The organism is [Haemophilus] ducreyi, assembly GCF_900109315.1.
Classification (GTDB): Bacteria; Pseudomonadota; Gammaproteobacteria; order Enterobacterales; family Pasteurellaceae; genus Haemophilus_B; species Haemophilus_B ducreyi.
In genome coordinates, this window is record NZ_FOJC01000003.1 from 168,161 (window position 1) to 189,467 (window position 21,307).

The 21,307-nt window shown below is 41.2% G+C and carries 35 protein-coding genes and 2 pseudogenes; 25 read left to right on the plus strand and 12 right to left on the minus strand.

Going from position 1 to position 21,307, the window contains the following annotated elements:
- Positions 1–45 precede the first annotated feature (45 nt).
- The 11 genes and pseudogenes from BMX01_RS03070 to BMX01_RS03110 all read right to left on the minus strand — a co-directional run bounded on the left by BMX01_RS03070 (position 46) and on the right by BMX01_RS03110 (position 6,393).
- Positions 46–459: a hypothetical protein gene (locus tag BMX01_RS03070; RefSeq protein WP_064082579.1), complete on the minus strand. Its 414-nt coding sequence runs from the start codon at positions 457–459 to the stop codon at positions 46–48.
- Complete coding sequence (locus tag BMX01_RS07845) at positions 456–617, minus strand: hypothetical protein (protein ID WP_169828944.1); 162 nt, start codon at positions 615–617, stop codon at positions 456–458. The genes BMX01_RS03070 and BMX01_RS07845 overlap by 4 nt, the downstream gene beginning before the upstream one ends.
- Positions 610–831: an ANR family transcriptional regulator gene (locus tag BMX01_RS03075; protein WP_064082578.1), complete on the minus strand. Its 222-nt coding sequence runs from the start codon at positions 829–831 to the stop codon at positions 610–612. The genes BMX01_RS07845 and BMX01_RS03075 overlap by 8 nt, the downstream gene beginning before the upstream one ends.
- Positions 828–1,352: a host-nuclease inhibitor Gam family protein gene (locus BMX01_RS03080; protein ID WP_064082577.1), complete on the minus strand. Its 525-nt coding sequence runs from the start codon at positions 1,350–1,352 to the stop codon at positions 828–830. The genes BMX01_RS03075 and BMX01_RS03080 overlap by 4 nt, the downstream gene beginning before the upstream one ends.
- Complete coding sequence (locus tag BMX01_RS03085; protein WP_064082576.1) at positions 1,327–1,593, minus strand: hypothetical protein; 267 nt, start codon at positions 1,591–1,593, stop codon at positions 1,327–1,329. Before BMX01_RS03085 ends, BMX01_RS03080 begins: the two co-directional genes overlap by 26 nt.
- Complete coding sequence (locus BMX01_RS03090) at positions 1,586–2,758, minus strand: AAA family ATPase (protein WP_064083030.1); 1,173 nt, start codon at positions 2,756–2,758, stop codon at positions 1,586–1,588. The genes BMX01_RS03085 and BMX01_RS03090 overlap by 8 nt, the downstream gene beginning before the upstream one ends.
- Before the next feature lie 24 nt (positions 2,759–2,782).
- A pseudogene (locus BMX01_RS03095) lies at positions 2,783–4,616 on the minus strand (transposase family protein).
- A 10-nt stretch (positions 4,617–4,626) separates the two neighbouring features.
- On the minus strand, positions 4,627–5,616 hold the full coding sequence (locus tag BMX01_RS03100) for a hypothetical protein (protein WP_074647747.1): 990 nt from the start codon (positions 5,614–5,616) through the stop codon (positions 4,627–4,629).
- Positions 5,617–5,626: 10 nt separating this feature from the next.
- A complete protein-coding gene (locus tag BMX01_RS03105) occupies positions 5,627–5,929 on the minus strand; it encodes a helix-turn-helix domain-containing protein (RefSeq protein ID WP_064082574.1) in 303 nt (100 codons plus the stop codon).
- 8 nt (positions 5,930–5,937) lie between these two features.
- Entirely contained in the window at positions 5,938–6,099 is a 162-nt protein-coding gene (locus BMX01_RS07850) for a hypothetical protein (protein WP_169828943.1), read from the minus strand.
- 99 nt (positions 6,100–6,198) lie between these two features.
- Positions 6,199–6,393: a DNA-binding protein gene (locus BMX01_RS03110; RefSeq protein WP_064082573.1), complete on the minus strand. Its 195-nt coding sequence runs from the start codon at positions 6,391–6,393 to the stop codon at positions 6,199–6,201.
- 134 nt (positions 6,394–6,527) lie between these two features.
- Between BMX01_RS03110 and BMX01_RS03115 the strand changes: the two genes are divergently transcribed.
- The 7 genes from BMX01_RS03115 to BMX01_RS03145 are packed head-to-tail and all read left to right on the plus strand — an operon-like array spanning position 6,528 to position 8,679.
- Positions 6,528–6,890 carry a helix-turn-helix domain-containing protein gene (locus BMX01_RS03115; RefSeq protein WP_074647749.1) on the plus strand — a complete coding sequence of 121 codons (363 nt, stop codon included), beginning with the start codon at positions 6,528–6,530 and terminating at the stop codon, positions 6,888–6,890.
- 31 nt (positions 6,891–6,921) lie between these two features.
- Positions 6,922–7,131 carry an excalibur calcium-binding domain-containing protein gene (locus tag BMX01_RS03120; RefSeq protein ID WP_064082571.1) on the plus strand — a complete coding sequence of 70 codons (210 nt, stop codon included), beginning with the start codon at positions 6,922–6,924 and terminating at the stop codon, positions 7,129–7,131.
- A 15-nt stretch (positions 7,132–7,146) separates the two neighbouring features.
- Entirely contained in the window at positions 7,147–7,362 is a 216-nt protein-coding gene (locus BMX01_RS03125; RefSeq protein WP_064082570.1) for a hypothetical protein, read from the plus strand.
- A 14-nt stretch (positions 7,363–7,376) separates the two neighbouring features.
- Positions 7,377–7,721, plus strand: coding sequence for a hypothetical protein (locus BMX01_RS03130; protein ID WP_064082569.1), 345 nt, complete (start codon positions 7,377–7,379; stop codon positions 7,719–7,721).
- Positions 7,722–7,751: 30 nt separating this feature from the next.
- Positions 7,752–8,033: a hypothetical protein gene (locus BMX01_RS03135; RefSeq protein ID WP_064082568.1), complete on the plus strand. Its 282-nt coding sequence runs from the start codon at positions 7,752–7,754 to the stop codon at positions 8,031–8,033.
- 27 nt (positions 8,034–8,060) lie between these two features.
- Positions 8,061–8,315, plus strand: coding sequence for a hypothetical protein (locus tag BMX01_RS03140; RefSeq protein ID WP_074647753.1), 255 nt, complete (start codon positions 8,061–8,063; stop codon positions 8,313–8,315).
- On the plus strand, positions 8,308–8,679 hold the full coding sequence (locus BMX01_RS03145; RefSeq protein WP_064082566.1) for a hypothetical protein: 372 nt from the start codon (positions 8,308–8,310) through the stop codon (positions 8,677–8,679). The genes BMX01_RS03140 and BMX01_RS03145 overlap by 8 nt, the downstream gene beginning before the upstream one ends.
- Before the next feature lie 118 nt (positions 8,680–8,797).
- On the opposite strand, the gene BMX01_RS03150 is transcribed toward BMX01_RS03145, so the two are convergent.
- Positions 8,798–8,944 (minus strand): Gp49 family protein, encoded by a 147-nt coding sequence (locus BMX01_RS03150; RefSeq protein WP_074647764.1) that lies wholly within the window; start codon positions 8,942–8,944, stop codon positions 8,798–8,800.
- A gap of 217 nt (positions 8,945–9,161) precedes the next feature.
- On the opposite strand from BMX01_RS03150, the gene BMX01_RS03155 reads away from it, so the two are divergent.
- The 18 genes and pseudogenes from BMX01_RS03155 to BMX01_RS03235 all read left to right on the plus strand — a co-directional run bounded on the left by BMX01_RS03155 (position 9,162) and on the right by BMX01_RS03235 (position 21,289).
- Complete coding sequence (locus BMX01_RS03155) at positions 9,162–9,536, plus strand: putative holin (protein WP_064082564.1); 375 nt, start codon at positions 9,162–9,164, stop codon at positions 9,534–9,536.
- Between the two features lie 2 nt (positions 9,537–9,538).
- Positions 9,539–10,147 (plus strand): transglycosylase SLT domain-containing protein, encoded by a 609-nt coding sequence (locus BMX01_RS03160; protein WP_074647756.1) that lies wholly within the window; start codon positions 9,539–9,541, stop codon positions 10,145–10,147.
- Positions 10,132–10,572, plus strand: coding sequence for a hypothetical protein (locus tag BMX01_RS07900; RefSeq protein ID WP_231087448.1), 441 nt, complete (start codon positions 10,132–10,134; stop codon positions 10,570–10,572). The genes BMX01_RS03160 and BMX01_RS07900 overlap by 16 nt, the downstream gene beginning before the upstream one ends.
- 102 nt (positions 10,573–10,674) lie before the next feature.
- Complete coding sequence (locus BMX01_RS03170; protein ID WP_064082562.1) at positions 10,675–11,025, plus strand: hypothetical protein; 351 nt, start codon at positions 10,675–10,677, stop codon at positions 11,023–11,025.
- Position 11,026: 1 nt separating this feature from the next.
- The gene (locus tag BMX01_RS03175) at positions 11,027–11,332 is read left to right on the plus strand and encodes a hypothetical protein (protein WP_005597499.1); all 306 of its coding nucleotides are present in this window, start codon (positions 11,027–11,029) and stop codon (positions 11,330–11,332) included.
- A 9-nt stretch (positions 11,333–11,341) separates the two neighbouring features.
- The gene (locus BMX01_RS03180) at positions 11,342–11,884 is read left to right on the plus strand and encodes a DUF3486 family protein (RefSeq protein WP_064082561.1); all 543 of its coding nucleotides are present in this window, start codon (positions 11,342–11,344) and stop codon (positions 11,882–11,884) included.
- Positions 11,884–13,452 (plus strand): hypothetical protein, encoded by a 1,569-nt coding sequence (locus BMX01_RS03185; RefSeq protein WP_064082560.1) that lies wholly within the window; start codon positions 11,884–11,886, stop codon positions 13,450–13,452. Before BMX01_RS03180 ends, BMX01_RS03185 begins: the two co-directional genes overlap by 1 nt.
- A 2-nt stretch (positions 13,453–13,454) precedes the next feature.
- Entirely contained in the window at positions 13,455–14,966 is a 1,512-nt protein-coding gene (locus BMX01_RS03190; protein ID WP_064083423.1) for a DUF935 domain-containing protein, read from the plus strand.
- A pseudogene (locus tag BMX01_RS03195) lies at positions 14,959–16,171 on the plus strand (PBECR2 nuclease fold domain-containing protein). The gene BMX01_RS03190 and the pseudogene BMX01_RS03195 overlap by 8 nt, the downstream one beginning before the upstream one ends.
- A 105-nt stretch (positions 16,172–16,276) precedes the next feature.
- A complete protein-coding gene (locus BMX01_RS03200) occupies positions 16,277–16,765 on the plus strand; it encodes a phage virion morphogenesis protein (RefSeq protein ID WP_064082558.1) in 489 nt (162 codons plus the stop codon).
- A 248-nt stretch (positions 16,766–17,013) separates the two neighbouring features.
- Positions 17,014–17,577, plus strand: coding sequence for a hypothetical protein (locus BMX01_RS07910; RefSeq protein WP_231087452.1), 564 nt, complete (start codon positions 17,014–17,016; stop codon positions 17,575–17,577).
- Positions 17,484–17,987 (plus strand): hypothetical protein, encoded by a 504-nt coding sequence (locus BMX01_RS07915; protein ID WP_231087453.1) that lies wholly within the window; start codon positions 17,484–17,486, stop codon positions 17,985–17,987. Before BMX01_RS07910 ends, BMX01_RS07915 begins: the two co-directional genes overlap by 94 nt.
- Positions 17,984–18,352: a capsid cement protein gene (locus BMX01_RS03210; RefSeq protein WP_064082557.1), complete on the plus strand. Its 369-nt coding sequence runs from the start codon at positions 17,984–17,986 to the stop codon at positions 18,350–18,352. Before BMX01_RS07915 ends, BMX01_RS03210 begins: the two co-directional genes overlap by 4 nt.
- Before the next feature lie 50 nt (positions 18,353–18,402).
- Positions 18,403–19,329, plus strand: a complete 927-nt coding sequence (locus tag BMX01_RS03215) for a hypothetical protein (protein ID WP_064082556.1) — start codon at positions 18,403–18,405, stop codon at positions 19,327–19,329.
- A gap of 8 nt (positions 19,330–19,337) precedes the next feature.
- On the plus strand, positions 19,338–19,847 hold the full coding sequence (locus BMX01_RS03220) for a gp436 family protein (protein ID WP_064082555.1): 510 nt from the start codon (positions 19,338–19,340) through the stop codon (positions 19,845–19,847).
- The gene (locus BMX01_RS03225; protein WP_064083422.1) at positions 19,840–20,292 is read left to right on the plus strand and encodes a phage tail terminator protein; all 453 of its coding nucleotides are present in this window, start codon (positions 19,840–19,842) and stop codon (positions 20,290–20,292) included. The genes BMX01_RS03220 and BMX01_RS03225 overlap by 8 nt, the downstream gene beginning before the upstream one ends.
- A complete protein-coding gene (locus tag BMX01_RS03230; protein ID WP_064082553.1) occupies positions 20,289–20,549 on the plus strand; it encodes a DUF7210 family protein in 261 nt (86 codons plus the stop codon). The genes BMX01_RS03225 and BMX01_RS03230 overlap by 4 nt, the downstream gene beginning before the upstream one ends.
- Positions 20,546–21,289 carry a phage tail tube protein gene (locus BMX01_RS03235; RefSeq protein ID WP_074647759.1) on the plus strand — a complete coding sequence of 248 codons (744 nt, stop codon included), beginning with the start codon at positions 20,546–20,548 and terminating at the stop codon, positions 21,287–21,289. The genes BMX01_RS03230 and BMX01_RS03235 overlap by 4 nt, the downstream gene beginning before the upstream one ends.
- Positions 21,290–21,307: the final 18 nt, after the last annotated feature.

Sequence of the window (21,307 nt, forward strand, 5' to 3'; positions counted from 1 at the left end):
TGTTCTCCATATATGAAAAAACCACCCGAAGGTGGTTTTTATCGTTTAACAAGTAGGGTCAAAGTGTTGTATGTGATCGGGCAAATCTAATTCTTCCAAATTCTTTTCAATGAGTTCATCAATAATAGGATCTTCTTGCATAATCATTTTCGCCATCCCAAATATTAGGCAATCCACTTTATCAACATTATCCACATGACCAGAAGCAGCCCATTCATTGTCTTCATCTTTTTCAAAATCAAAACTAAGTTCAACATCAAAGTCATTTTCAGCCTCAGGATATTTATCAATGATAATAAACCAACCTGTTCTAATCAGAACGGGGATTTTAACCAAAAAATCTGACATAATTTCTGTAAGTTGCGGTGGCAAAGTAGCGTTTCCAATACTTGCTTTGATCCCTAAATTATCTTCTTCAGGTTGAACGTTAACATGGAATTTAACACTATATTTTTTCATCTCAACTTCCCCCCTAACTTCATCAAAATCCCCTTCGCATTCCCCACATAAATAGAAGCGCGAATCATTTCTTGCTTATCCAAGGATTTTTCCGCTTGTTGTAACTGCACCACGGCTTCGTGAATTTGTAGTTTGAGTTGTTCAAGGGTATCAATCATTGTCTTTCTCCTTTTTTCCTGCCCAGTTTTCGCAGTATTTTGCTCGATGTTTACACCAGTTTTTCTGTGTTAAATTCAGCGTTTTTTCCTGTGCCACTTTCCACAAATTGACTGCTAGGTAATAATCGCCCTTGCGTTCCATTTCTGCGGCAGCAAGTGAAGCATCATCATATTCTTGCTGCCATATGGCTTTAATTGCATTTCTGTCCGTCATTTCCGAATCTCTTCATCATTAGGTTTAATCACAAACTCTTCTTCATTCTCACGAATTGAAATACCACTAATTGAGCGAGCCGTTTTGGGGTCAGCAAGCAACGCTTCCTTATTGATTTCTTCTTTCACACGCAAGAACTGTAAAAAGCCCGTATTTTTAATGGCTTCAATCACTTTTACCACACTTGCAATGCTAACTTTTGGCGGCTTCGCACGCCATTGCACTTCACCTGTGTTGAAATAAGCCGTCTTCTGCTTGCCACCGTTGGTTAGCTCGTCCCGACGGCTTTCACAATAAGCCTGTACCGCCTTTTGTAATGGCTTCACTTTCTCCTTAAGTGCGGTCAATTCAGCCGTATATTTTTCATCAATCGCTGCTTTCTCATCCGCTTGTAGGGTAGAAAGTCTTACCTGCTCACGTTCTAAATCACCGATTTCCTTAATTGCCAATGCCACTTCATCTTGAGTTTGTAAGTTCAATTCGTGAACATCTGCTTTAATTCTCACTGCTTTCTTCGCCATTTTCTGTCTCCTTAATTTCACTAGCATTGGGATAAAACGCTGCATCTTTATCATAAAGTTCAGCTCGAATATTCAATTTGCCGTCTTTATCTTCAATAAAATCAAATTGCTGAATGCCTTGTGCTAAGGCAGCAGCAATAGCCTCAGGCGAATCTTTGGTTAGCTCAGCAAACTCATTGCAACACGCCAAAAACTGATTTTTATCTCGACGAGAAATCGTTTTTAATACTTTGTTACACATTCATCACCACCTGTCCGTCTACTTTAGGAATACCTAAACTATCTGCCATATTCATTGATGCTGTCAGTAAATTGTTTACTGCTAATGGATAAAGCAGGCTTGTGGTGGTTTTGTTGTGGTTGGTTGCAGTTAAACGTTGGCGAACAGCAAGAAAGGTATCTTCCTCAAAAATATCACTTAGCTTTTTGCCCACTCGTTCCAGTTTGTATGCCACATAAGCTTCTAACTCTGCATCAAGGGGCATTAACTCCACAATTTCACAGCGCTGTACTACTTCACGGACTTCGGTATTGCGTTCCGAGAGTTTTAATTTCAGCTCCGGCTGACCTATCAAAACAATGGAAAGCAATTTTTTAAAGCCGTCTTCCAATTCAAAAAAGCGTTTTAAATGTTTCAAAGTAGGAATCAGTAAGCTATGTGCTTCTTCAATAATCAACACATTGCTATACCTTGCCTTGCAACTCTCTTTCAAAACTCGATGCAACTGGCGGAATCGTGCTTCCGGCGAACGTTTCACACCTTCCAAAGGGGCAAGGGTAGAAATAATTGCTTCGGCAATATGTGCTGCTTTCAAGGTTTTACCCTTGGCATCGTTATCTTCCATTGCGATGATATACGGCTCAATTACTGCAATCGGGGCGTTCTCTTGGTTAATACGATCAATCAAATCACGGCGCAGAGTAGATTTGCCGGCACCGCTTTCACCAACAACTGCCATAAAACCGCCGTGCTTAGCGGTTTGGAATTGAGCTTCACGTACATAACGAATATCCGGCGTGGCAAAAACATCATCCGCACTGCGTATATCTTCAGCAAACGGATCACGAAATAAGCCAAAATGTTTCTTTGTGGCTGGAAATAAAGTTTGTTTTGCGAGTAACATAATCTCGTCCTTAATTTCATCTATGGTTTTAGGGATGGAAGCGGCAGGCTCGGTCGCCAAACTTGCCCCTGCCGCTTCGTTTTTCAACAACTCATTTAACGGCTGGGTCACCCCAAGAGCGGTTAAATTCGTTGCCAAATTCTTTTCAAATTCCGCCCATTGTTTCACCCGCTGATTATGATTAATCAACTGTGATACCGTTGCAGGCGACACATTCATATTCTTTGCCAATTCACGCAGGCTTATACCTTTATCAATTAGCACCTGTTTTAACTTCAACACATCTTCGGCTCCGTTCATCAAAATTTATGCGGCTAACAATCGCAAACTACGATCAATTTTGCTCTTGTTTTCAGGCGTTGGCGCAGCAAACTCCGCTTTAAAAGCAGGGAAATCTAAGCTTAATAAGCGTTCTGCTTCAGTTATTGATACATTCTTGCCATAACGCCCAGCCACCCATTGATAGCTGATTCCAGTCCATAATTTGCCCCACCGGGCTTTACCCGCTTTAGCAAATTCCACAACTGACATCGGCTTCTGCTCAACTCTGCGAGCATTAGTAGTCAATTCGTGTTCTTGTCCTTTTTTCGGCATAACCCAATTTAGATCGGTTTCTTCGATATGCTTATAAGGGTTAATTTCACCGTTAAATAACGGTTTATTTGCCTTTTTAGCTCGTTTCAAATCGTCTTCGTTGTCTACACCGTAAGCCAATTTTTCAGCCTGTTCTTTGTTGGTCTCAAATGCTGTTTTGCGTTGTGCCTTATATTCTTCGCCAATCATTGCCGCATCCACTCTGAAGCCATATTCATTGACTTCAATAGGCTCAACGACTACCCAGTAAGGTTTCACGCTTTCCAAGCCGCCTTCATCGACGACACGCTCAAAACATTGTACTTGTACACATTCAGGGCGATATGGATTTTTGCCTACTGTGATTTTCTCCCCAACACGAGCATCAGGCACATTTCGCACATCATAACGACGGCTTTCAAAGCTGATTTCGAGCTTGTCTGATACCGTTCGTTCCGAAAGAGCAGTAATCATCAATTCTTGGCAAATTTCACGGCTGGGTGGAATAATCAATTCGTCAGCTTTAATGTGTTGCCACATTTGATAACGTGTTCGCCCGTGGCGTGAATGCACTGCTTTCCCATTGAAATACCGCATCCATTGGTGAGCCAGTTGATTTAACTCATCCAGCCCCGATACATTCATAAACCGCAGCCCACTCTCAAATTGCCGTTCAACAATGTCGTTGCCTTTTTCCACTTGCCATTTGGCTCGGGCATTATGGGCTTTTGGAATTTCCACTTTTACATCAAGTTGATGCAATAAGTGGCTGAACATTTGTGAAGTATTCGCGGTACCACGGTCAAACATTAAAAATTTGGGTACACCGAAAAACGGTTCAGCTTTGTTGGCTTTCGGCTGAATAGCGTTAATAAAGCACTGGCTCACGTTTTCTGCTGTTTCACCTCCATACACATACTCCACATAAATCACGCCTGATGTGTGATCCGTTATCACATATCGCCATACTCGTTGCGGTTCTACTTTCGCTACATTAGCAGGCTTGTTTTTGTAAAACTCACCTTCTTCCATAATACACAAGCCATTACCTTTGCCTGTCTCTTTTAAGTAATACAACACACACAACGACGGGTCGATTTGCCACACGTGGTTCGGGTGCTTACTTTGCAACTGCACCACAGACGTTGGGCGTAACAACTGGTCGGGGTGTAAATTGGCATTGCGTAATGCACGTTCTACAGAACTTGCCGAATAAGGACGAACTTCACCAGTATTCTCGTCAATAAATTCTGCTTTAATACGCTGATTCGCTCGCAGAATATCCAACACTCGTTCTAGTGTTCATCGTCTTGCCGTTTTTCCGTCTAAGGTGCAGCCAAGCGGCACTAATCAAATCCAGTTCAGTTTTTTCCAGCTGATGTTTGCCTTTATCCGACCGCACTTTACGATTACTTTTCGGGCGGTAGGGTTTTATTTGGCGTAAGAAAGTCGCTCGACTTAACCCTGTTTGCTCACAGCCAGCACGAATCTCTTTCTCCGTCTCGCCAAACTTTGCTGTCTCCACACGGTTTGCCCAGTGGGATAGCACACTTGGTAAAATTGCCATTGCATTGTCCTTACTCCACAATTTCCGCTTCACTGACTTCATCTAAAATCGCCGCTAAGCTCGGTTCAACGGTAGGCTCGTCAGCATATTCATTTCTTGCCCATTCAGGTAAGTTATCGCCTATCGGCTCATCAGTTAAGTTAAAACGTTCTTTAAGTTCGCTTAAAATCAACTGATATTCAGCAAGCACACCACTCATAAACTGACGATGGTCAATGCCGTGTGCGTCTTGATGATCTTGTAAGGCTTCAAATGCCTGATAGACTTGTCCACGCAAAATAGCTTCTGCTTTATAGCTAATCTGTGCTGCTTCTTCTCGCAACATACCGCCCCGTTGGTCGGGTGTTTGGGTTTCAATCAGTAGCGTTTTCTTCGCCAGCTCTTTGTCCAGTTTATTTAAGCGTTCGTCCTTATTGGCTATCACTTTCGCCTGAGCATCATAGTTTGCTTTCGCGCTTTCCAGTTGCTTAGTCAGGCTTTCCTTCTCCTTAGCATGCTTCACGCTCAATTCTTCAATTTTCTCAATCAAATCTTCTTTATCCGTGGCTTCCGAATAATCCACTTCCACAATTTCCGCGCGGGCTTCTTCGGGGAGTTTGCGCAGCTTTTTCATTTCTCTATAACCAAGCCCCAGCTTTTGGCTAGTCTCTAAAAACTCTTCGCCAAAAGTACTAAGGTTTGCTAGGTCTTCATCAATCTTACGTTTGCCTAAACCACAAGCAGTACAAAATTGCTCCCAAGTGGAAACCGTTTCCAATTTTCCATCTTGATTAACATAGCTCAAACCCTTGTATTTCTTGGTTTCTTTCAATTCTGCAAGAATTTTCAAATTGGAAACCGTTGCCAATTTTTCTACAAAGCTAAATGCTTTTAACATACCCATCGTTTCGTAGGCTTCCGCTAAATTCTGCGTCATCGCCTTTGCCGAAAGTGCGGTTGCATTTTGCACTTTTTGCATTTCAGCCACTGCTTCATCACTAAAAATATGTTCATTGCTCATTTGTTACTCCTTACCAACTGCCAGCTTGTACACGTTGGTCAATCAAATCAATATGTTCACGTTGTTTCTGCATTTCACGGTAATACGTCACCGCAATCTGCAAACACTGAATGCTTAATGCATAAGTTCCCGTATCTAACTTCTGCACAAAGCCTTCCGTTTCTAGTAATGCCAATGCGCGACTCACATTTACCGGGGTTTCACCAATCGCTTCGCATAGTTCCTTATTGGTTAGCCCAGTAAGTCTTCTGCCTTTTAATGCTTTTAAAATCCGCAGTGCGCGTTGCATGGTATTAAGTTTTTCTGTTTTCATATCTCTCCTTAGTGGTCATAATCCCAAGAGAGAGGAACAACGTTTTTTACATTTTCTTGTTGCATTCTGATCACAAAGTCAGGTACTAAATTGCACAATGCTTTGCTCCTTACGATATAGCCGTTACGTTCTAAAAATGCTGTGGCTAATTTCACTAAAATTTGTTTCATCTGTTTTTCCTCTTAATGTTTATTAGCGGTCAAATTCCGCTATGTTTTTACAAAAGCATCGCTTTTCAGATCTGTTAAATTGTTAAAGAGCAAAGTGCGTTAAGCCGCCGCTTTTAAGCCAAGTTTCAAGGCAATTTCATGGCTTTTGCCATAGCTGGCTTTAATCGTGCCATTTAGCACTCGTGAAACATGGGTTGGGTCGTAGCCATTGGCTTTTGCCCAGTGAGAAAAGGTTTCCCCCTTCGCTCGAAATTTCGCCTTAACTTCGCTTGGCGTTTTTGCTTTTCTCTGCATTGTTGATACTCCTTGTTGTGCTATAATGATTAAAGATTTAATCAAATTGGAATAATTCCATTTTATGGAAATGATCCATTAAATCAAGGTATTTTTATTGTTTTTGGGATTATCCCAGTTTAATAGGTTAAAAAATGAACACTAACGAGAAGTTTAAGCGTTTGATTAAGGCTCTAGGATTTGCCAGCGTAAAAGAATTTGCAGAAAGTTTGGATATTTCTCAAACAAGAATTGCAGATGTTATGCGTGGAAAACAGAAAGTACCTGAAGACTTATTGCTTAAATTGATCTCCCAGTATCACGTAAATGCGAACTGGCTCATTGCTGGTGTTGGGGATGTGTTTATTGGAAATATTCCTGAGAGTGTTTTAACCCAACAAGAACAACTGCTACTTGACGACTATCGTGAAAGTAACGAACAAGGCAAAGAAGCCATTGAAAAAACCGCGAGCGCGCTAGCACAGGCGGCGGCACTTACGAATCGTGAAGTAGCTTGATTAATTTTTAACATTACCTAGGGTTCACAAAATGAAAAAATATATAGTGATGCTGGCATTTGCAGGTGTAGCCACCTTTGCTCTTGCCCAAACATTTACCTGTAGCAAACGCACCTGTGGACAAATGGATAGCTGTGAAGAAGCCCGCTTTCACTTAACCCAATGTGGCGTAAAAAGCCTAGACCGAGACAACGACGGCATACCTTGTGAAAGTATTTGTGGTGGGAAGAAAAAGAAATAAATCTAAGGAATGAAAATGACAGCAAAACAACAAACAGAAAATTTACAAACCACTAATTTTGAATTGGTGTATGAGGGTGGGAAAACGGATCAGCACAAAATTGATGCCGATGTGCTAGGGCAAAGTTTAATTGCTTTTTCTGAATTAGTACGAGAAGCCAATGAATTGCTTAATGGTTCTAGTAGTGAAGTAAATACTGAAGTAACGGCTCAAAAAAGAAGGATCATTTGAAACATTATTAACGATTGCTCAAATGGGCGGTTCGCTCAGCAGAGGTTTTAGGCATTGCAGGTGGTTGTAGCGCCTTTGGTGGTGGATTGATTGCGGTTATTCAAAAATTGAAAGGGCGAAAAGTTCACGATGTAGTTATTGATGAGCAAAGCCAAAACTTAGTTATTGATGGCGAAGTGATTGAAAGTGATGAAGCAGTAAATACTTTGTTACACAGTAATGTCATTCGCAAAGATTTATCCCATATTCTCCATAGCCCAGTGAGCCGAGAAATCACCGCTAAACTTTACACAGAAAATAAGGCAGAACAAGTACTCGAAGTAGGCTTTGAACAGCTTAATTATTTCAGAAATCAGTAAGTCGCTATTAAAGAAGACAATACCGAAACCGTGAAAAAATACGTCCGTATTGCAGCCATTAACTTCGCTACACCGAAAAGTGGTTGGAAAATGATTTTGCCTGATGAGGTTACTCCTGTTGCAGTAAAAATTGCAGATGAAGGCTTTTGGAAAAAGGTGCAAACAAGCTCAACAAGATTTTCAATTGATGACCTTTTTTATGTTGAACTAGCGATCAAAACAACCGATAATGGGCTTTCTGAACGGAAAAGCTACACCATTACAAAAGTTATTGAGCATTCGCCTGCTGATGGCAAAGATAAGATGGTGTAAAAATTTAAACAATTTTAAAAGAGAAAAATGAACATTAGCACTATATTTGTTGTTGTTGTGTTCTCGGCATTATTTGCCTACATAGGTTGGGCAGGCGTTAAACGTCTGCTTGATTATTTTTTCCCTGATAACCTTTTACGAATTACAACGCTAAACGCCGATGGGACAAAAGTAGTTGAAACCTTTGATTTAGACAAGCTAACAGCGGAGCAGATTGCTCAGCTTAGAGAACGCCTCACAAAAACAACTCATAAAGCAGGAGTGCTAACAACCAATGAATAAGAAAATGCTCACAGGGTTGAATGCAACACTGATTGGGGCTTATTCTCAGTTGTTGCATTTAGTTTTAACCCATTATCAAATTATCTTTGAAGGTTTACCTGCTATTATTGCGATTGTTTCTGTTATTTTGACTTATTGGACGACATTACTTCTGATTTTGTTGAATCTGCCAAACGTATCCACCTTTTCACAAAAGGTAAAGATTAAAGCAGCAATTTCTCGCCCAGAAAAGCTAAATAAGAGACTGGAAAACAATACGTCAGAAAAGAATTTGAATTTACAAAAGATTGCTGAATATCAGCGGTTATTGATTGCTATTGATGACCGAGAAATCCAGCAATTAATGGCAGAAGGAACTGACTAAATTTATTTTTTATTCAGTTTAAAATCATCTAGCCCTACCATTTACTAAACTCCAGTTACCTATTCCACCCCAAGTAACTGGAGTTTTATATCTTAAATTAGTCTAGTTAATACGCAGGTCACAAGGCAACTTCATATTTGCGTTGTACAGCTAAGTACCCCTCTAACTGCCAAATCTTCTCCACTGCATTGTCATAAGCAATTTTTTGCCCGATGTCAGCATTGACAATAAGGCTTTTGATGTAATCTAACGTAAGTTTTTGCATAGTTGTCTCCGTTGTAGTTAATGGCGGTGAATCATATCCCTTGCCTAGTAGGTCAAGATGAGAAAAAAATTGATACATTCTCGTATCTCCTTATTTCTACGCCAATCATAAGTTAAAAACTACGCTACTTTATTCTAGCCGTGTCCAAAATACTTATATACTCAAAATAGCTACACTAAAAAAGCCTAATCAACCAATTTTTAATCAAGGAGTATGTATGAAAGGCTTTTTTAACGCATTGAAACAAGGTCGTTTGTTATCTTGGGTCGTGTCATCATTGGTGTTACTTATTGTTATTGCGCTTGTTTCCCCACAACAGTTGCCGGTAGTGCTGTATAAACTTGCCTTAGTTTGTATGGCAGCAATTATTGGTTATCACTTAGACCGTGCATTATTTCCTTATTCCAGCCCGGGCGGTTATTTGGCAATAAATTGGAAAGCCTATTTTAAGCATCAACATACTAAAAACGCAGACCAAGCCAAACCGGAATATCCTGTACATAAAGGTTATGAGTTGATCTTCGCTTTAGTCGTATTGCGACGCGCTTTGATTGTCGGTGCTGTTATTTTAGGTGTCACACTAGGGCTGTAATTATGCAAATTATCCGTCGTTTGATGTTTGTAGTCGCCTTGATTTGCCCGCTTATCGCACAGGCTGAGCCACAAGCTGCCAAGCAATATCAACGGGAGCTTACCCGTAATAGTCATGCTATTGGGGGACTAAATGCACCGGTTGCGCTGTTTGCCGCCCAAATCCATCAAGAATCTCAATGGAATGTAACCGCACTTTCTCATGTTGGTGCGCAAGGCTTAGCACAGTTTATACCACAAATTGCCAGTTGGATTGCCTCCCAATACCCAGAACTTAAAACTAATCAGCCTTTTAACCCTGATTGGGCGTTGCGGGCGTTAGTTCTCTACGACTATTGGCTTTATCAGCGGATCCATGCCGCAACGGATTGCGACCGCTGGGCATTTGTCTTATCCGCCTATAACGGCGGATTAGGTTGGGTACAACGAGATAAGCGAAAAGCACGTATACAAGGGCTTGATCCTATGGCTTATTGGCATACCGTAGAATCTGTTAATGCCGGTCGTAGCCGCGCTAACTTTATCGAGAACCGTGGGTATCCCAAACGAATTATCTATCGCTGGCAACTACGCTACATGCATTGGGGAAATTCAGTATGTTTGGACGATTAATAAAGTTTTTGTTCAGTGCCAATACAAGTAAACAATTTATTAATTTCATTGCCATTATTGCCGTTTCTATTTTGGGTTATTACCAGGCGTATAACAGTGGTTATCAAACCGCCAAACTGGAATTTGAGATTGCTAAAAACCAAGCAGTACAAACACAGTTACTAAAACTGGATGAACAAATTCAGCGCGCCAATATAGCTAATTTAGAACTGACCGAAAACTTAGGGCTATATCAAAAACTGGGGGATAAAACCACCGATGAATTACAAAAGATTTTGGCAAAAACACAGCGTTTACGTCGTCATTGTCAGTTTGATATTGACAGCATGCGGGAACTCAACACCGCCCACAATCGTGCTGCACAAGCCTCTTCCGGCAGTATTACAGACAGCTTGCCCAAAACCCGTACCACTTCCGGAAAATAATGCTGATGCAATATTTATCGCACTTAAGCAAATGTATGACTTATACGGCGAATGTGCCGGCAAGCATTTTGAGCTAATTAAAACAATAAGTAAGGAAAATCTATGATTGAAATTAGTGGATGGCAAGTTGTCACCTATTTTGTGGGATTGGTCATCACCATTATAGGTATGCTGATAGGCTTCGGTAAAATTTTACTCGCGCAATTTGAATCGAAACTCAATGAGAAATTCAAGTTTAGTGAAGAACGTTATCGTCGCCTACATGATGATATTAAAGCAGCAAAAGAACTTTCTGAAGTTGCAAATAAAACCGTTATGGAACTAAAAGTAACGATGCCGAATGAATATCAACGGCTCGAGGACGCCATTCGTAGCGAAACCGTGAATTCCGCACGATTCGATACCATTAACGAAAAATTAGATAAAGTGATTTTAATGTATGGACGAAATTAACATGATTGAATTTGATAAAAACAAACGTGAACACGTACGCTGGTTGATTTTACTTACTCTCGACCATGCTCGTCCTATTGGTGCAGCGGAAAGTCTGATTTTAAGCACAATTCAATGTGTACCAATGCAACTAACCGCATTAGAACTGCGCCGTGAATTAGATTATCTAGCCGGTAAAGCACTAATCGAAATCAAAGGACGAGATACGGCTCGCTGGCACGCCAAGCTGACAAGTAACGGCGTAGATATTGTGGAATATACTTCACCGGCAAGCCCTGGAATTGCACGTCCTGAAAAATACTGGTAAGAAATGATTATGCCGAAGCGTTCGACAGTAAAAAACCTACCACAAGCCGTCAAAGACTGGCTTTATGCGGCATTAGTTGAAAATAATTTTAGTGGCTATCGTGAACTTGAAGAAGCCTCGAAAGCCCGTGGTTATGATATTTCTAAAAGTGCTGTACATCGTTACGGACAGAAACTAGAACAACGTCTTGCTTCAATTAAAGCAAGTGCAGAAGCGGCAAAAGTGATTTCTGAAAATATCAGCAATGAAAAAAGCGCACAAAGCGATGCCATTTTAGAAATGATCCAAAGTGAAGTTTTTCAGGCATTAATGAGCTTACAGGAAATCAAGGATGAAGATGATCCGATGAAACGACTTTCTGCACTCTCTTTTGTGGGAAAAAACATCAGCCCGCTCATTAGTGCAAGCATTAACTTAAAGAAATACCAGGCTGATGTGAAAGCTAAAGCACCGCTTGCGGCAAACGAAGTGGAAAAAATAGTCAAAAAAGGCGGCTTAAGCCCAGAAACTACCGATGAAATCCGTCAAAAAATCTTAGGGATCACTGCATAATGCAAACCAATCAATTAACGCCCGAACAAGACCGCACACCGGCGGTGTTACTGCCCTATCAACAGCGTTGGTGTGCCGACACTACACCGGTTAAAGTCTGCGAAAAATCCCGCCGTATCGGGTTATCTCGGGGCGAAGCAGCAGATACCGCCTTATTAGCCTCTTCACAGCAAGGAATGGATAGCTGGTATATCGGCTATAACCGTGAAATGGCGTTAGAGTTTATTCGTGATTGCGGTAACTGGGCAAAAGCCTATGGACTTGCCACAGACGAAATTGAAGAAACCGAAGAAGTGTTCAAAGAAGGCGATGAAGAAAAAGCTATTCTTGCTTATGTCATCCGCTTTGCCAGTGGTTGGCGTATTACCTCACTGTCCAGTCGTCCGTCTAACCTGCGTGGAAAACAAGGGCGTGTAATTATTGATGAAGCTGCATTCCACGACGATCTACCGGAATTACTCAAAGCTGCTATGGCATTACTCATGTGGGGCGGTCAAGTACATATCATCAACACGCATAACGGTGTAGATAATCCGTTTAATAAATTGATTAATGATATACGTGCCGGCAAGAAGCCTTACAGCTTACATACCATTACCTTTGATGATGCCATTAAAGACGGTTTATATCAGCGAATTTGCTTGCGATTAGGACGTATTTCACAGCAAGCACAAGATGAGTGGGTGGCTGAAATACGCGCTTCTTACGGAGATGCAGCTGCAGAAGAATTAGATTGTATTCCGCGTAATTCCGGTGGTGCGTGGCTAACGCGCGCGCTAATTGAAAGCCGTATGAATTCAGATACGCCTCGACTTTGCTTAGAGAAAAAAGATGATTTTGCCCTGCAGCCAGAGCCAGTTCGTAATAGAGAAATTGCACAGTGGTGTGATGAAAATCTTTATCCGATATTAACGGCACTACCGGAAAAACAAAGGCATTTTTTAGGCATGGACTTTGCGCGTAGCGGTGACTTATCTGTTATCGCAGTTGGGCAAGAACAATCTGATATTCGTCTCAAAAATGTGCTGTTATTGGAACTCTCTAATATACCGTTTGCTCAACAAGAACAGATTTATTTCTATATTGGTGATCATTTACCACGTTTTAGTAAAGCGGCAAATGATGCAAGAGGTAATGGACAGAGTTTGTCAGAAAAAGCGTTTGATCGTTATGGTGCCATTGTAGAAGGCGTAATGTTAAGTGAAAGCTGGTATCGCGAACACACCGCCCCGTTTAAAGCAGCTTTAGAAGATGACACGCTTTTCGATATTGTAAAAAATGATGATGTATTAGCATATTTACGTGCTTTTCAAGTGGTAAAAGGCATTCCACGCCTGCCGGATAAACGCACTGTCGAACAAAACAAGACTAAACGCCATGGCGATGCGGCGATTGCGTATCTATTGTTGCATTATGCTTACCGTACCGACCAAAGTTTTGAGATCAATTTTCGTTCTACAGGTGCGCGTACAACCACCCAATTATTTAATGACAATGGTTTTGAACGCGTTCGCACAGGGCGAGGTTTCGGTTCAATTCGCGGTGGTAATGACTTCAGAGGATATTAAATATGTCAGTTAAAGACTGGTTTAAAAGTAAACATAAAAAGCCGGAGCTTAACCGCGAAATAGCGGCAACAGGTGATGGATTAGATATTACGAAAGGTTATGTGGGGGCATTAGCAGAGCCGGAAGACGGCGTATTACGCGGTCGCGGCGGTGGTGATTTAACTTTATATGAAGATGTATTAATTGATGAAGAAGTCAAACGCACTTTCAGCCAACGTCAGGACGCATTAGTTGCCCGTGAATGGGTTGTTGAACCTGCTAGCGATGAGCCACAAGATATTGCCGCGGCAGATTTTATCTGTGATTGGGTAAACCAAATTGGGTTTGATCGCATTAGCAAATTGATGCATTACGGCATTTTCTACGGTTATGCAGTAGCTGAATTACTGTACCAAATCAATGAAGACGTAAAATATATTGCAGATATTAAAGTACGTAACCGGCGTCGTTTTCGTTTTACCCCAAAAGGTGAATTACATTTATTAACACGTGAAAATCAGACTGAAGGTATTGAATGTCCGTCCCCCTATTTTTGGACATTCTGCGTGGGTTCTGATCATGATGATGAGCCTTACGGTATTGGACTTGCTCACTGGCTTTATTGGGCAAGCAAATTTAAACGTAACGGCGTAAAATTTTGGCTGATTTTTTTAGAAAAATTCGGTATGCCGACCGCACTTGGACGATATCAGCCAAATGCGTCTATTGAAGAACAGAATAAATTATTGGAATCCTTATACGCTATCCAATCCGATAGCGGCATTATTGTGCCAGCAGATATGCCTATTGAATTACTCAGTGCCGGACGTAGCGGAACCGGTGATTATAAAGCCTTATATGACACCATGAATGAGACTATTCAGCGTGTCGTATTAGGACAAACATCATCATCCGGCGGTACACCGGGGCGATTAGGCAACGATGATTTACAGGAAAAAGTACTGGAATCCATTATTAAAGCTGACTCTGACGTTATCTGCGAATTCTTTAACCGTGGTCCGGTAACCTGGCTTACGCAAATGAATTTTGCTAACGCGAAGCCACCGCGTATATTCAGAATGTTTGAAGAATCAGAAGATTTAAACGAAAAAGCCGAACGAGATAAAAAAGTCTTTGAAACCACGGGTTATCGTCCAACCTTAAAACAAATTCAAAGCTCATACGGCGGTGAATGGGAAAAGGCGGAAAACTTAACCACGACTGCCGAAAACAGCAAAAGTGCGGTCAAAAATAAGGTGGATTTTGCACAGACTGCAAGTAATGAACAAGATATACCCACACAGATGGTAAATCAGCTAGATAATACCCTTGCTCCCGTAATTGATGACTGGATAAGCCAAGTGCTGGCATTAGCAAATAATGTTGAATCTCTTGAACAGTTACGTGATGAATTATTAACCTTAATGCCTGAAATGGATTTAGCCCGCTATGTCGAAGCAATGGAAATTGCGCTTAGTGCGGCACATTTAAGCGGGCGTGAGACGGTAATCAGTGAGGCAAAACAAAATGAATAATCTTGTTTATGGTAATGTCCCCTTTAACGAACAAATTGCGTTTTATCGGCGTAAAATTCCGACACCAACAGCCACATGGACTGATATTTATAATGCGGAACATGATTATGCAGCTGTCGTTGCTGGGGCGAATCGCCGTGAAATCATTGAAGATTTTACCAACTCTATTCAAGACTTCATTGAAAACGGTAAAACACTGGAAGAGTTGGCAATATAACGGCGGGCGGAACTGGCGTAGTCGAGTCATTTACGAAATGAATTTACGTAGTAGCTATCAGGCAGGGCGTTATGCGCAACTGCAAGAGTTAAAAGAAACCATGCCCTATTGGGAATATGTTCATAGTGATGCAGTCACTCACCCAAGGGTTGAACATATGCATTGGGACGGTTTGATTCTACGTCATGACGATCCATGGTGGAAAACTCATTTCCCTATTAATGCCTGGGGTTATCAATGCACTGTCATTGCTCGTAGTCAAGCCTATATGGATAAATTAGGGTTAAAACCGGATAACGCACCTGTGATTGAATGGGAAGAAAAATTGGTTGGTAAACGAGGTCTAAACCCACGTTTAGTTAAAGTACCAAAAGGGATTGACCCTAGCTTTGAGCATATACCAGGGGCTTCTCGGCTTCATGCTCATACACTACCACCGTTAGATAATAATGAGCAACCGCGCAAAGTAACGTTTTATCCTCATCGTCAAGATACACCGATTCCAATGCCACAACCGCGTACGATTTCGCATAAATTAATCTTACCGATTGATAAGGATGACGCATTTTATATTAACTCGTTCCTATCGGAATTTGGGGCAACCAAGCAAAATCCGGTGATCTTTGAGGATATTCTCGGTGAACCTTTAGTGATCAGTGAGGCGTTATTTACCTCACGCAGCGGTCATTCCAAAGTGAAAAAGCGTGGGCGTGAAGTTTATCTGAAAATACTTGCACAGGCACTCAAAGCACCGGATGAAATCTGGGTACGAGCCGAACATCATCACCATTTAAATTTATTAATTGTACGCCGTCGTTATATTGCCCGTTTTAAACTAGATGATGGCAAACAAGAAGTGCCTGCGCTGGCGGTATTTGATGTTGGCAAGGACGGTTGGGAAGGTACTACGATTTTTGCGCCGGATAATAGCGAATATCTTGAACAAGTACGCACAGGCGTTATGCTGTATTACCGCGATGAAGAGTAAAAAAAACTCACCCGCCGCCACAGGTGAGTTTCGTCGGGTGTGGGATTGGAGGTCTTGGCGGAGACTGCCCACCCGATACGAACTGTATATATCATAGGAGACAATATGAGTGGCGTCAAGGTTGAAATCAATACCGAACAGCTTACTACTATTTTAAATAAGGCAGTACAAACTTTAGCTAATCCGAAAGCTATGTTTGGCGAGATGGGGGAAACTTTATTAGAGATCCATATTATCCGATTTACCCAACAGCAAGCCCCTGATGGTACACCTTGGCAACCATTGGATAGCAAGAAATATAATCAAGATAAAATTCTTACTCTACATGGCGATCTACGCGGTACATTACGCTATCAAGCAGATAATCAAGGTGTAGTATTCGGCTCTGATCGTCCTTATGCCGCAATTCACCAATTTGGCGGTACTATAAAACCCCAAAATAACAAAATGTTAAAACTTGGTACAGGTAATAATACGTCATATGCCCGAAGTACCATCATTCCGGCTCGTCCATGGCTTGGGCTTTCTGCTGACAATGAACAACGATTAATTGAAATAGCACGCAATCACCTTGAAAACGTATTTAATGCGTAAAACGCTTATAAAGCTATTTTAATATTGATTCTATAAATGATTACTTAGATACTTTTTAAGGCGTTTATAAACATTTATAAACGCCTTAAATGCCAATAAATCATCTCACCACTTACTCATTATACTTTTTTCCTACCGAATACATTCTAGACGCGTCCAAAATACAAATACGTTCCTGCCTGTCATACTGACCTCATCGAATTAACCACAGATACATTATCGACATGAAACTTACAAAGATGCCTATTATGAAATTAGGCACGCATACTGCAATGGATGGTCGTGCGATTTCTTTTACGACAGATATGCTTAATGACATTGCTGGCAGCTATGACCCGCAATTATCCGAATCTCCGATTGTTATCGGACATCCGACATTGACCGCTCCGGCATACGGCTGGGTGAAACAAACTAGCGTGGAGGACGGCACACTTTACGCCCACGTAGGACAAGTTGATGCAGCCTTTGCTGAAGCGGTCAATGAAGGTCGTTATAAAAAACGCAGTGCTTCTATCTTTTTACCGGATACTCCCGGTAATCCGAAGCCCGGTCATTATTATTTACGTCACATTGGTTTTTTGGGTGCAATACCACCCGCAGTTAAGGGACTCGCTGATGTGAATTTTGCTCAAAATGTTGAAGGCGAAAATGCATTTGCGGATTTTGCCTTTGATGAATTATCCGAAAAAATAACTCAACTGATTTCAAGGAGAATGTCATGGATAAAACCAAAGAACAAGAAGCCACTGAAAAACAAGCGCAGGAAATCGCACAACGTGAAGCCGTACTCAATGAGCGTGAAGAAAAAATAAAGGTGGCAGAAGCTGAAAAAGCCAAGGCTGAAAAGACACTAAAACAAAAAGAGGCAACGGACTTTGCTGAACAAATGGTAAAGGACGGCAAAGTATTACCAGCACAAAAAGCGGCATTAATTGAAGTATTAGTTGCTAATGCTGCTCAACCTATCTCTTTTTCGGATGGTTCGCAAACTGTCTCGAAATCTGCCATAGATGTGATTAAAGAAATCATTACACAAAAACCATTAGATTTTGCAGAAAAATCCGCACCGGAAGTAGAGCCTAGTAAAACTGCGGTAGATTTTGCCAATGGTGAATCTATTGCTCAAGCGGCAGCGCAATATCACGCTGAACAGTTAAAAAAAGGCATCAACATCTCAATGACTGATGCGGTTGATTACATTATGCGAGGTTCAAAAAAATGACTCAAGTTACCCAATTAACAATAGCTTATTTGACAGAAGGAAAAATCGAAGGCTACCACATTGTTTATCATGGTGAAGAAAAAGAAGCAGCCAAACAAGCCACAGCTGCTACGGATAAATTACTCGGTGTCTCTACCCGAGTACCAAAAGAACCGGGTGAACACGTTGATGTCGTACGCAGTGGCTTAGCGCCTGTGGTGTATGGCGAGCAAATCAAACGCGGCGATTACTTAACTACCGATAATAAAGGACGTGCGGTCAAGGCGACGGATAAACAAGCCTATGTTGGTATTGCTGAAGAAGATGGTGCCGAAGATGAAATCTGTTCACTATTTATTGCACCAGGTATTTTTGTAGCGTCTTAATATCTACAAAAATGAAACGCTTTTACATATTTTGAAAAAGGAAAAATACAATGAGTAAAGCCAACTTTCCGGTTGATCCCGCACTTACAGCTATCGCGATTGCTTATCGAAACCGTCGTATGATTTCAGATGATGTGTTACCACGAACGCCGGTTGCCAAACAAGAATTTAAGTATCTTCAATATAATCTCGGCGAAGGTTTTGCTGTACCAAATGCCCGTGTTGGTCGTACATCACGTCCAAATCAAGTGGAATTTGGTGCAACGCAACTGACGTCATCCACTGAAGATTTTGCACTCGATGCCCCAGTACCGTTAGCGGATATTGCTAATAAGCCAACAAACTATAACCCGAAAGGACGTGCGACGGAACAAACTACAAATTTAATTGAATTAGGTCGAGAAGTACGTACCACAAACCTCGTTTTTAACAAAAAATCCTATGCCAATGGATTAACAAAAACGTTATCCGGCAATAACCAATGGTCACATGATGACAGTAAACCGATCGCAGATCTATTAAGTGCATTAGATACTCCTGTTATGCGACCGAATATTATGATGTTAGGTCAAAAAGCGGCAACGGCATTACGTACCAATAAATCCATTATTAAAGCGTATAACGGCTCTTTGGGTGATGAAGGACTTGTTCCGCTTGAATATCTCAAAGAATTATTTGAATTAGAAGAGATCTATGTCGGTCAGGCATTAATTAATACCGTTAATCAAGCCAAAAAAGCAGTCCTTCAGCAGGCTTGGGGAAATCATTGTGCCTTGATTTATCGTGATCGTTTAGCGGATACAAATGGTGGAACAACCTTTGGGCTGACTGCACAATTTGGCACTCGTGAAGTACGCGATATTTTTGATGAAAACATGGGAATGCGTGGTGGCTATAACGTCCGCGTTGGTGAATCGGTGAAAGAATTAATCACGGCTCCTGATCTTGGTTTCTTCCTTGAAAATGTTATTGCTTAGGCACTGTTATGTACATCAATCTACAACAGTTATGTGAAAAACCGGGGGCGGTTGAGCTAGCACAAGTTACGGCTCAACCGGGTTTTGCGCCAGTTTCTCATCAGGTATTAAATGCTTTGTTACGAGATGATGAAACGAAGCAGTTTCCATCAGCAGACGTTGAATATGGATTAACGATCATTACTCGGATTAATGAAGTCATTGCCGATAGTTGTGCATCGATTGATGGATATTTGCGCCAACGTGGTTATCGCATACCTTTTAAAAATACACCTCGTATTTTAACGACATGGGCAAGAGCAATAGTTCGTTATAACTTGCATTTGCACCTAATTTCAGAAGAAAAAAATAATCCGATTGTACGTGATTATCGCGATGCATTAAAAATGCTACAACTGGTTGCAGAAGCGAAATTTAGCCTTGGGCTTGAAGACACCTTAGCGTTGAAATCTGGTCGTCCAAAGTTTGTGAAAAAAGACCGAATATTTACGGATGAGAGTTTAAAAGACTATGTTTAATTCGACCGCACCTTTTGACTTAAAACAAGTCATTGAACAACTTAAACCTTTGATGCCTACTTATATTCATCATATAGGCAGTACGGCGGAATATCGTTCAATTTCTAATTTAAGCCAAACAGGACTACCAACTCCGGCAGTATATGTGGTTCCTAATAGTGAAATTGCTCATCAAAGTGACATTGCTGTACGCCAAATGGTCACAGTCAGTTTTTCGGTCATTGTGATTGTGCAATCTTATCAGTATAGCTCAGATAATCCACAACTCGCACTTTCACATCCGGTAATTGGCAAAATCCGTGAACAATTGATGGGATGGGTTCCGACTATTACCGGTGCAAAACAGACGTATTTTGTGCGTGGAGATGCATTGGATTACAGCAATAGCTATCTTGCATGGATGGAAACGTATCAAACTAAAATGCTCATAGGAAAAAGCAGATGAAAGAGATTAAATTAATCAAAACTCATATTCATGCCGGCGTAACTTATTCTCCTGGTGATAAATTACAAGTGAGTGATGCTGATGCAGCATTCTTAATACAGCAACAAGTGGGTCTAATAATCGGTTGTAGTGAATTCCAATCTTCAGTAGAAACGAAGAACGCAACAGCCGTTCCTCTAGAGTACACAGCTCCTGAAGATAGCGTAATGCCCTCTGATAACCATATTCAATTTGAAGATAAAGGAGAAAATGAATGAGAACAGAAACGTATTCTTACGGGCAAGGTGCAGTCTATCTTGCAGAACGTTTACCAAACGGGCAAGCTGGCGCATTTCGCTGGGTCGGTGATGTATCAGAGTTAAATGTCTCACTGACCGTCGAGGATTTTACCCATAAAGAATCATACTCGGGCAATCGCCAAGAAGTGCGCAAAATTATCACCGGCAAATCCGGCGAAGTTTCCGTTAAATTCCACGAGATGAGCAAAGAGAATTTGAGCTTAATGCTCTTAGGCGAAGCCAGCACAATCAAAGCGGGTAATGTGGCAAAAGAAGCATTGCCTGACGATATTAAAGTTGGTGATCGTATTGCGTGGGCACATCAAAATGTGAGCGATGTAAAAATTGCTGAATTAAAAGAAAACACGGATTTTGTTGTTGATGCGATTTTCGGGACGATTGAGTTTTTAAAAGAACAAAAAAGCAAGAAATTAACCGTTGCCTATAACTACGGTGATGTTGATGTGATTGCACTTTTAACCACCAATCCGAAAGACTTATTCCTGCGTTTCGAGGGAATCAACCTTGCTGAAGAGAATGAATGGAGCTTAGTTGAGTTGTACAAAATCAACTTCAACCCAACGGAAGCATTAAATTTAATCAACAACGAAAATGCGCTTGATGCGTTAAGTGCGAAAGCCAAAGTGTTAGCCGATACGACTAAAACGGGCGATAGCACGCTTGGTCGATTCGGGCGCGTTGTTAAAATTAAAAAATAACGCTTTTTCTGCCCCTAG

Coding starts and splice junctions, on each gene's coding strand:
- BMX01_RS03070 (WP_064082579.1), bottom strand. CDS start 459: ATGAAAAAATATAGTGTTAAATTCCATGTTAACGTTCAACCTGAAGAA.
- BMX01_RS07845 (WP_169828944.1), bottom strand. CDS start 617: ATGATTGATACCCTTGAACAACTCAAACTACAAATTCACGAAGCCGTG.
- BMX01_RS03075 (WP_064082578.1), bottom strand. CDS start 831: ATGACGGACAGAAATGCAATTAAAGCCATATGGCAGCAAGAATATGAT.
- BMX01_RS03080 (WP_064082577.1), bottom strand. CDS start 1,352: ATGGCGAAGAAAGCAGTGAGAATTAAAGCAGATGTTCACGAATTGAAC.
- BMX01_RS03085 (WP_064082576.1), bottom strand. CDS start 1,593: ATGTGTAACAAAGTATTAAAAACGATTTCTCGTCGAGATAAAAATCAG.
- BMX01_RS03100 (WP_074647747.1), bottom strand. CDS start 5,616: ATGAGCAATGAACATATTTTTAGTGATGAAGCAGTGGCTGAAATGCAA.
- BMX01_RS03105 (WP_064082574.1), bottom strand. CDS start 5,929: ATGAAAACAGAAAAACTTAATACCATGCAACGCGCACTGCGGATTTTA.
- BMX01_RS07850 (WP_169828943.1), bottom strand. CDS start 6,099: ATGAAACAAATTTTAGTGAAATTAGCCACAGCATTTTTAGAACGTAAC.
- BMX01_RS03110 (WP_064082573.1), bottom strand. CDS start 6,393: ATGCAGAGAAAAGCAAAAACGCCAAGCGAAGTTAAGGCGAAATTTCGA.
- BMX01_RS03115 (WP_074647749.1), top strand. CDS start 6,528: ATGAACACTAACGAGAAGTTTAAGCGTTTGATTAAGGCTCTAGGATTT.
- BMX01_RS03120 (WP_064082571.1), top strand. CDS start 6,922: ATGAAAAAATATATAGTGATGCTGGCATTTGCAGGTGTAGCCACCTTT.
- BMX01_RS03125 (WP_064082570.1), top strand. CDS start 7,147: ATGACAGCAAAACAACAAACAGAAAATTTACAAACCACTAATTTTGAA.
- BMX01_RS03140 (WP_074647753.1), top strand. CDS start 8,061: ATGAACATTAGCACTATATTTGTTGTTGTTGTGTTCTCGGCATTATTT.
- BMX01_RS03145 (WP_064082566.1), top strand. CDS start 8,308: ATGAATAAGAAAATGCTCACAGGGTTGAATGCAACACTGATTGGGGCT.
- BMX01_RS03150 (WP_074647764.1), bottom strand. CDS start 8,944: ATGCAAAAACTTACGTTAGATTACATCAAAAGCCTTATTGTCAATGCT.
- BMX01_RS03155 (WP_064082564.1), top strand. CDS start 9,162: ATGAAAGGCTTTTTTAACGCATTGAAACAAGGTCGTTTGTTATCTTGG.
- BMX01_RS03160 (WP_074647756.1), top strand. CDS start 9,539: ATGCAAATTATCCGTCGTTTGATGTTTGTAGTCGCCTTGATTTGCCCG.
- BMX01_RS07900 (WP_231087448.1), top strand. CDS start 10,132: ATGTTTGGACGATTAATAAAGTTTTTGTTCAGTGCCAATACAAGTAAA.
- BMX01_RS03170 (WP_064082562.1), top strand. CDS start 10,675: ATGATTGAAATTAGTGGATGGCAAGTTGTCACCTATTTTGTGGGATTG.
- BMX01_RS03175 (WP_005597499.1), top strand. CDS start 11,027: ATGATTGAATTTGATAAAAACAAACGTGAACACGTACGCTGGTTGATT.
- BMX01_RS03180 (WP_064082561.1), top strand. CDS start 11,342: ATGCCGAAGCGTTCGACAGTAAAAAACCTACCACAAGCCGTCAAAGAC.
- BMX01_RS03185 (WP_064082560.1), top strand. CDS start 11,884: ATGCAAACCAATCAATTAACGCCCGAACAAGACCGCACACCGGCGGTG.
- BMX01_RS03190 (WP_064083423.1), top strand. CDS start 13,455: ATGTCAGTTAAAGACTGGTTTAAAAGTAAACATAAAAAGCCGGAGCTT.
- BMX01_RS03200 (WP_064082558.1), top strand. CDS start 16,277: ATGAGTGGCGTCAAGGTTGAAATCAATACCGAACAGCTTACTACTATT.
- BMX01_RS07910 (WP_231087452.1), top strand. CDS start 17,014: ATGAAATTAGGCACGCATACTGCAATGGATGGTCGTGCGATTTCTTTT.
- BMX01_RS07915 (WP_231087453.1), top strand. CDS start 17,484: ATGGATAAAACCAAAGAACAAGAAGCCACTGAAAAACAAGCGCAGGAA.
- BMX01_RS03210 (WP_064082557.1), top strand. CDS start 17,984: ATGACTCAAGTTACCCAATTAACAATAGCTTATTTGACAGAAGGAAAA.
- BMX01_RS03215 (WP_064082556.1), top strand. CDS start 18,403: ATGAGTAAAGCCAACTTTCCGGTTGATCCCGCACTTACAGCTATCGCG.
- BMX01_RS03220 (WP_064082555.1), top strand. CDS start 19,338: ATGTACATCAATCTACAACAGTTATGTGAAAAACCGGGGGCGGTTGAG.
- BMX01_RS03225 (WP_064083422.1), top strand. CDS start 19,840: ATGTTTAATTCGACCGCACCTTTTGACTTAAAACAAGTCATTGAACAA.
- BMX01_RS03230 (WP_064082553.1), top strand. CDS start 20,289: ATGAAAGAGATTAAATTAATCAAAACTCATATTCATGCCGGCGTAACT.
- BMX01_RS03235 (WP_074647759.1), top strand. CDS start 20,546: ATGAGAACAGAAACGTATTCTTACGGGCAAGGTGCAGTCTATCTTGCA.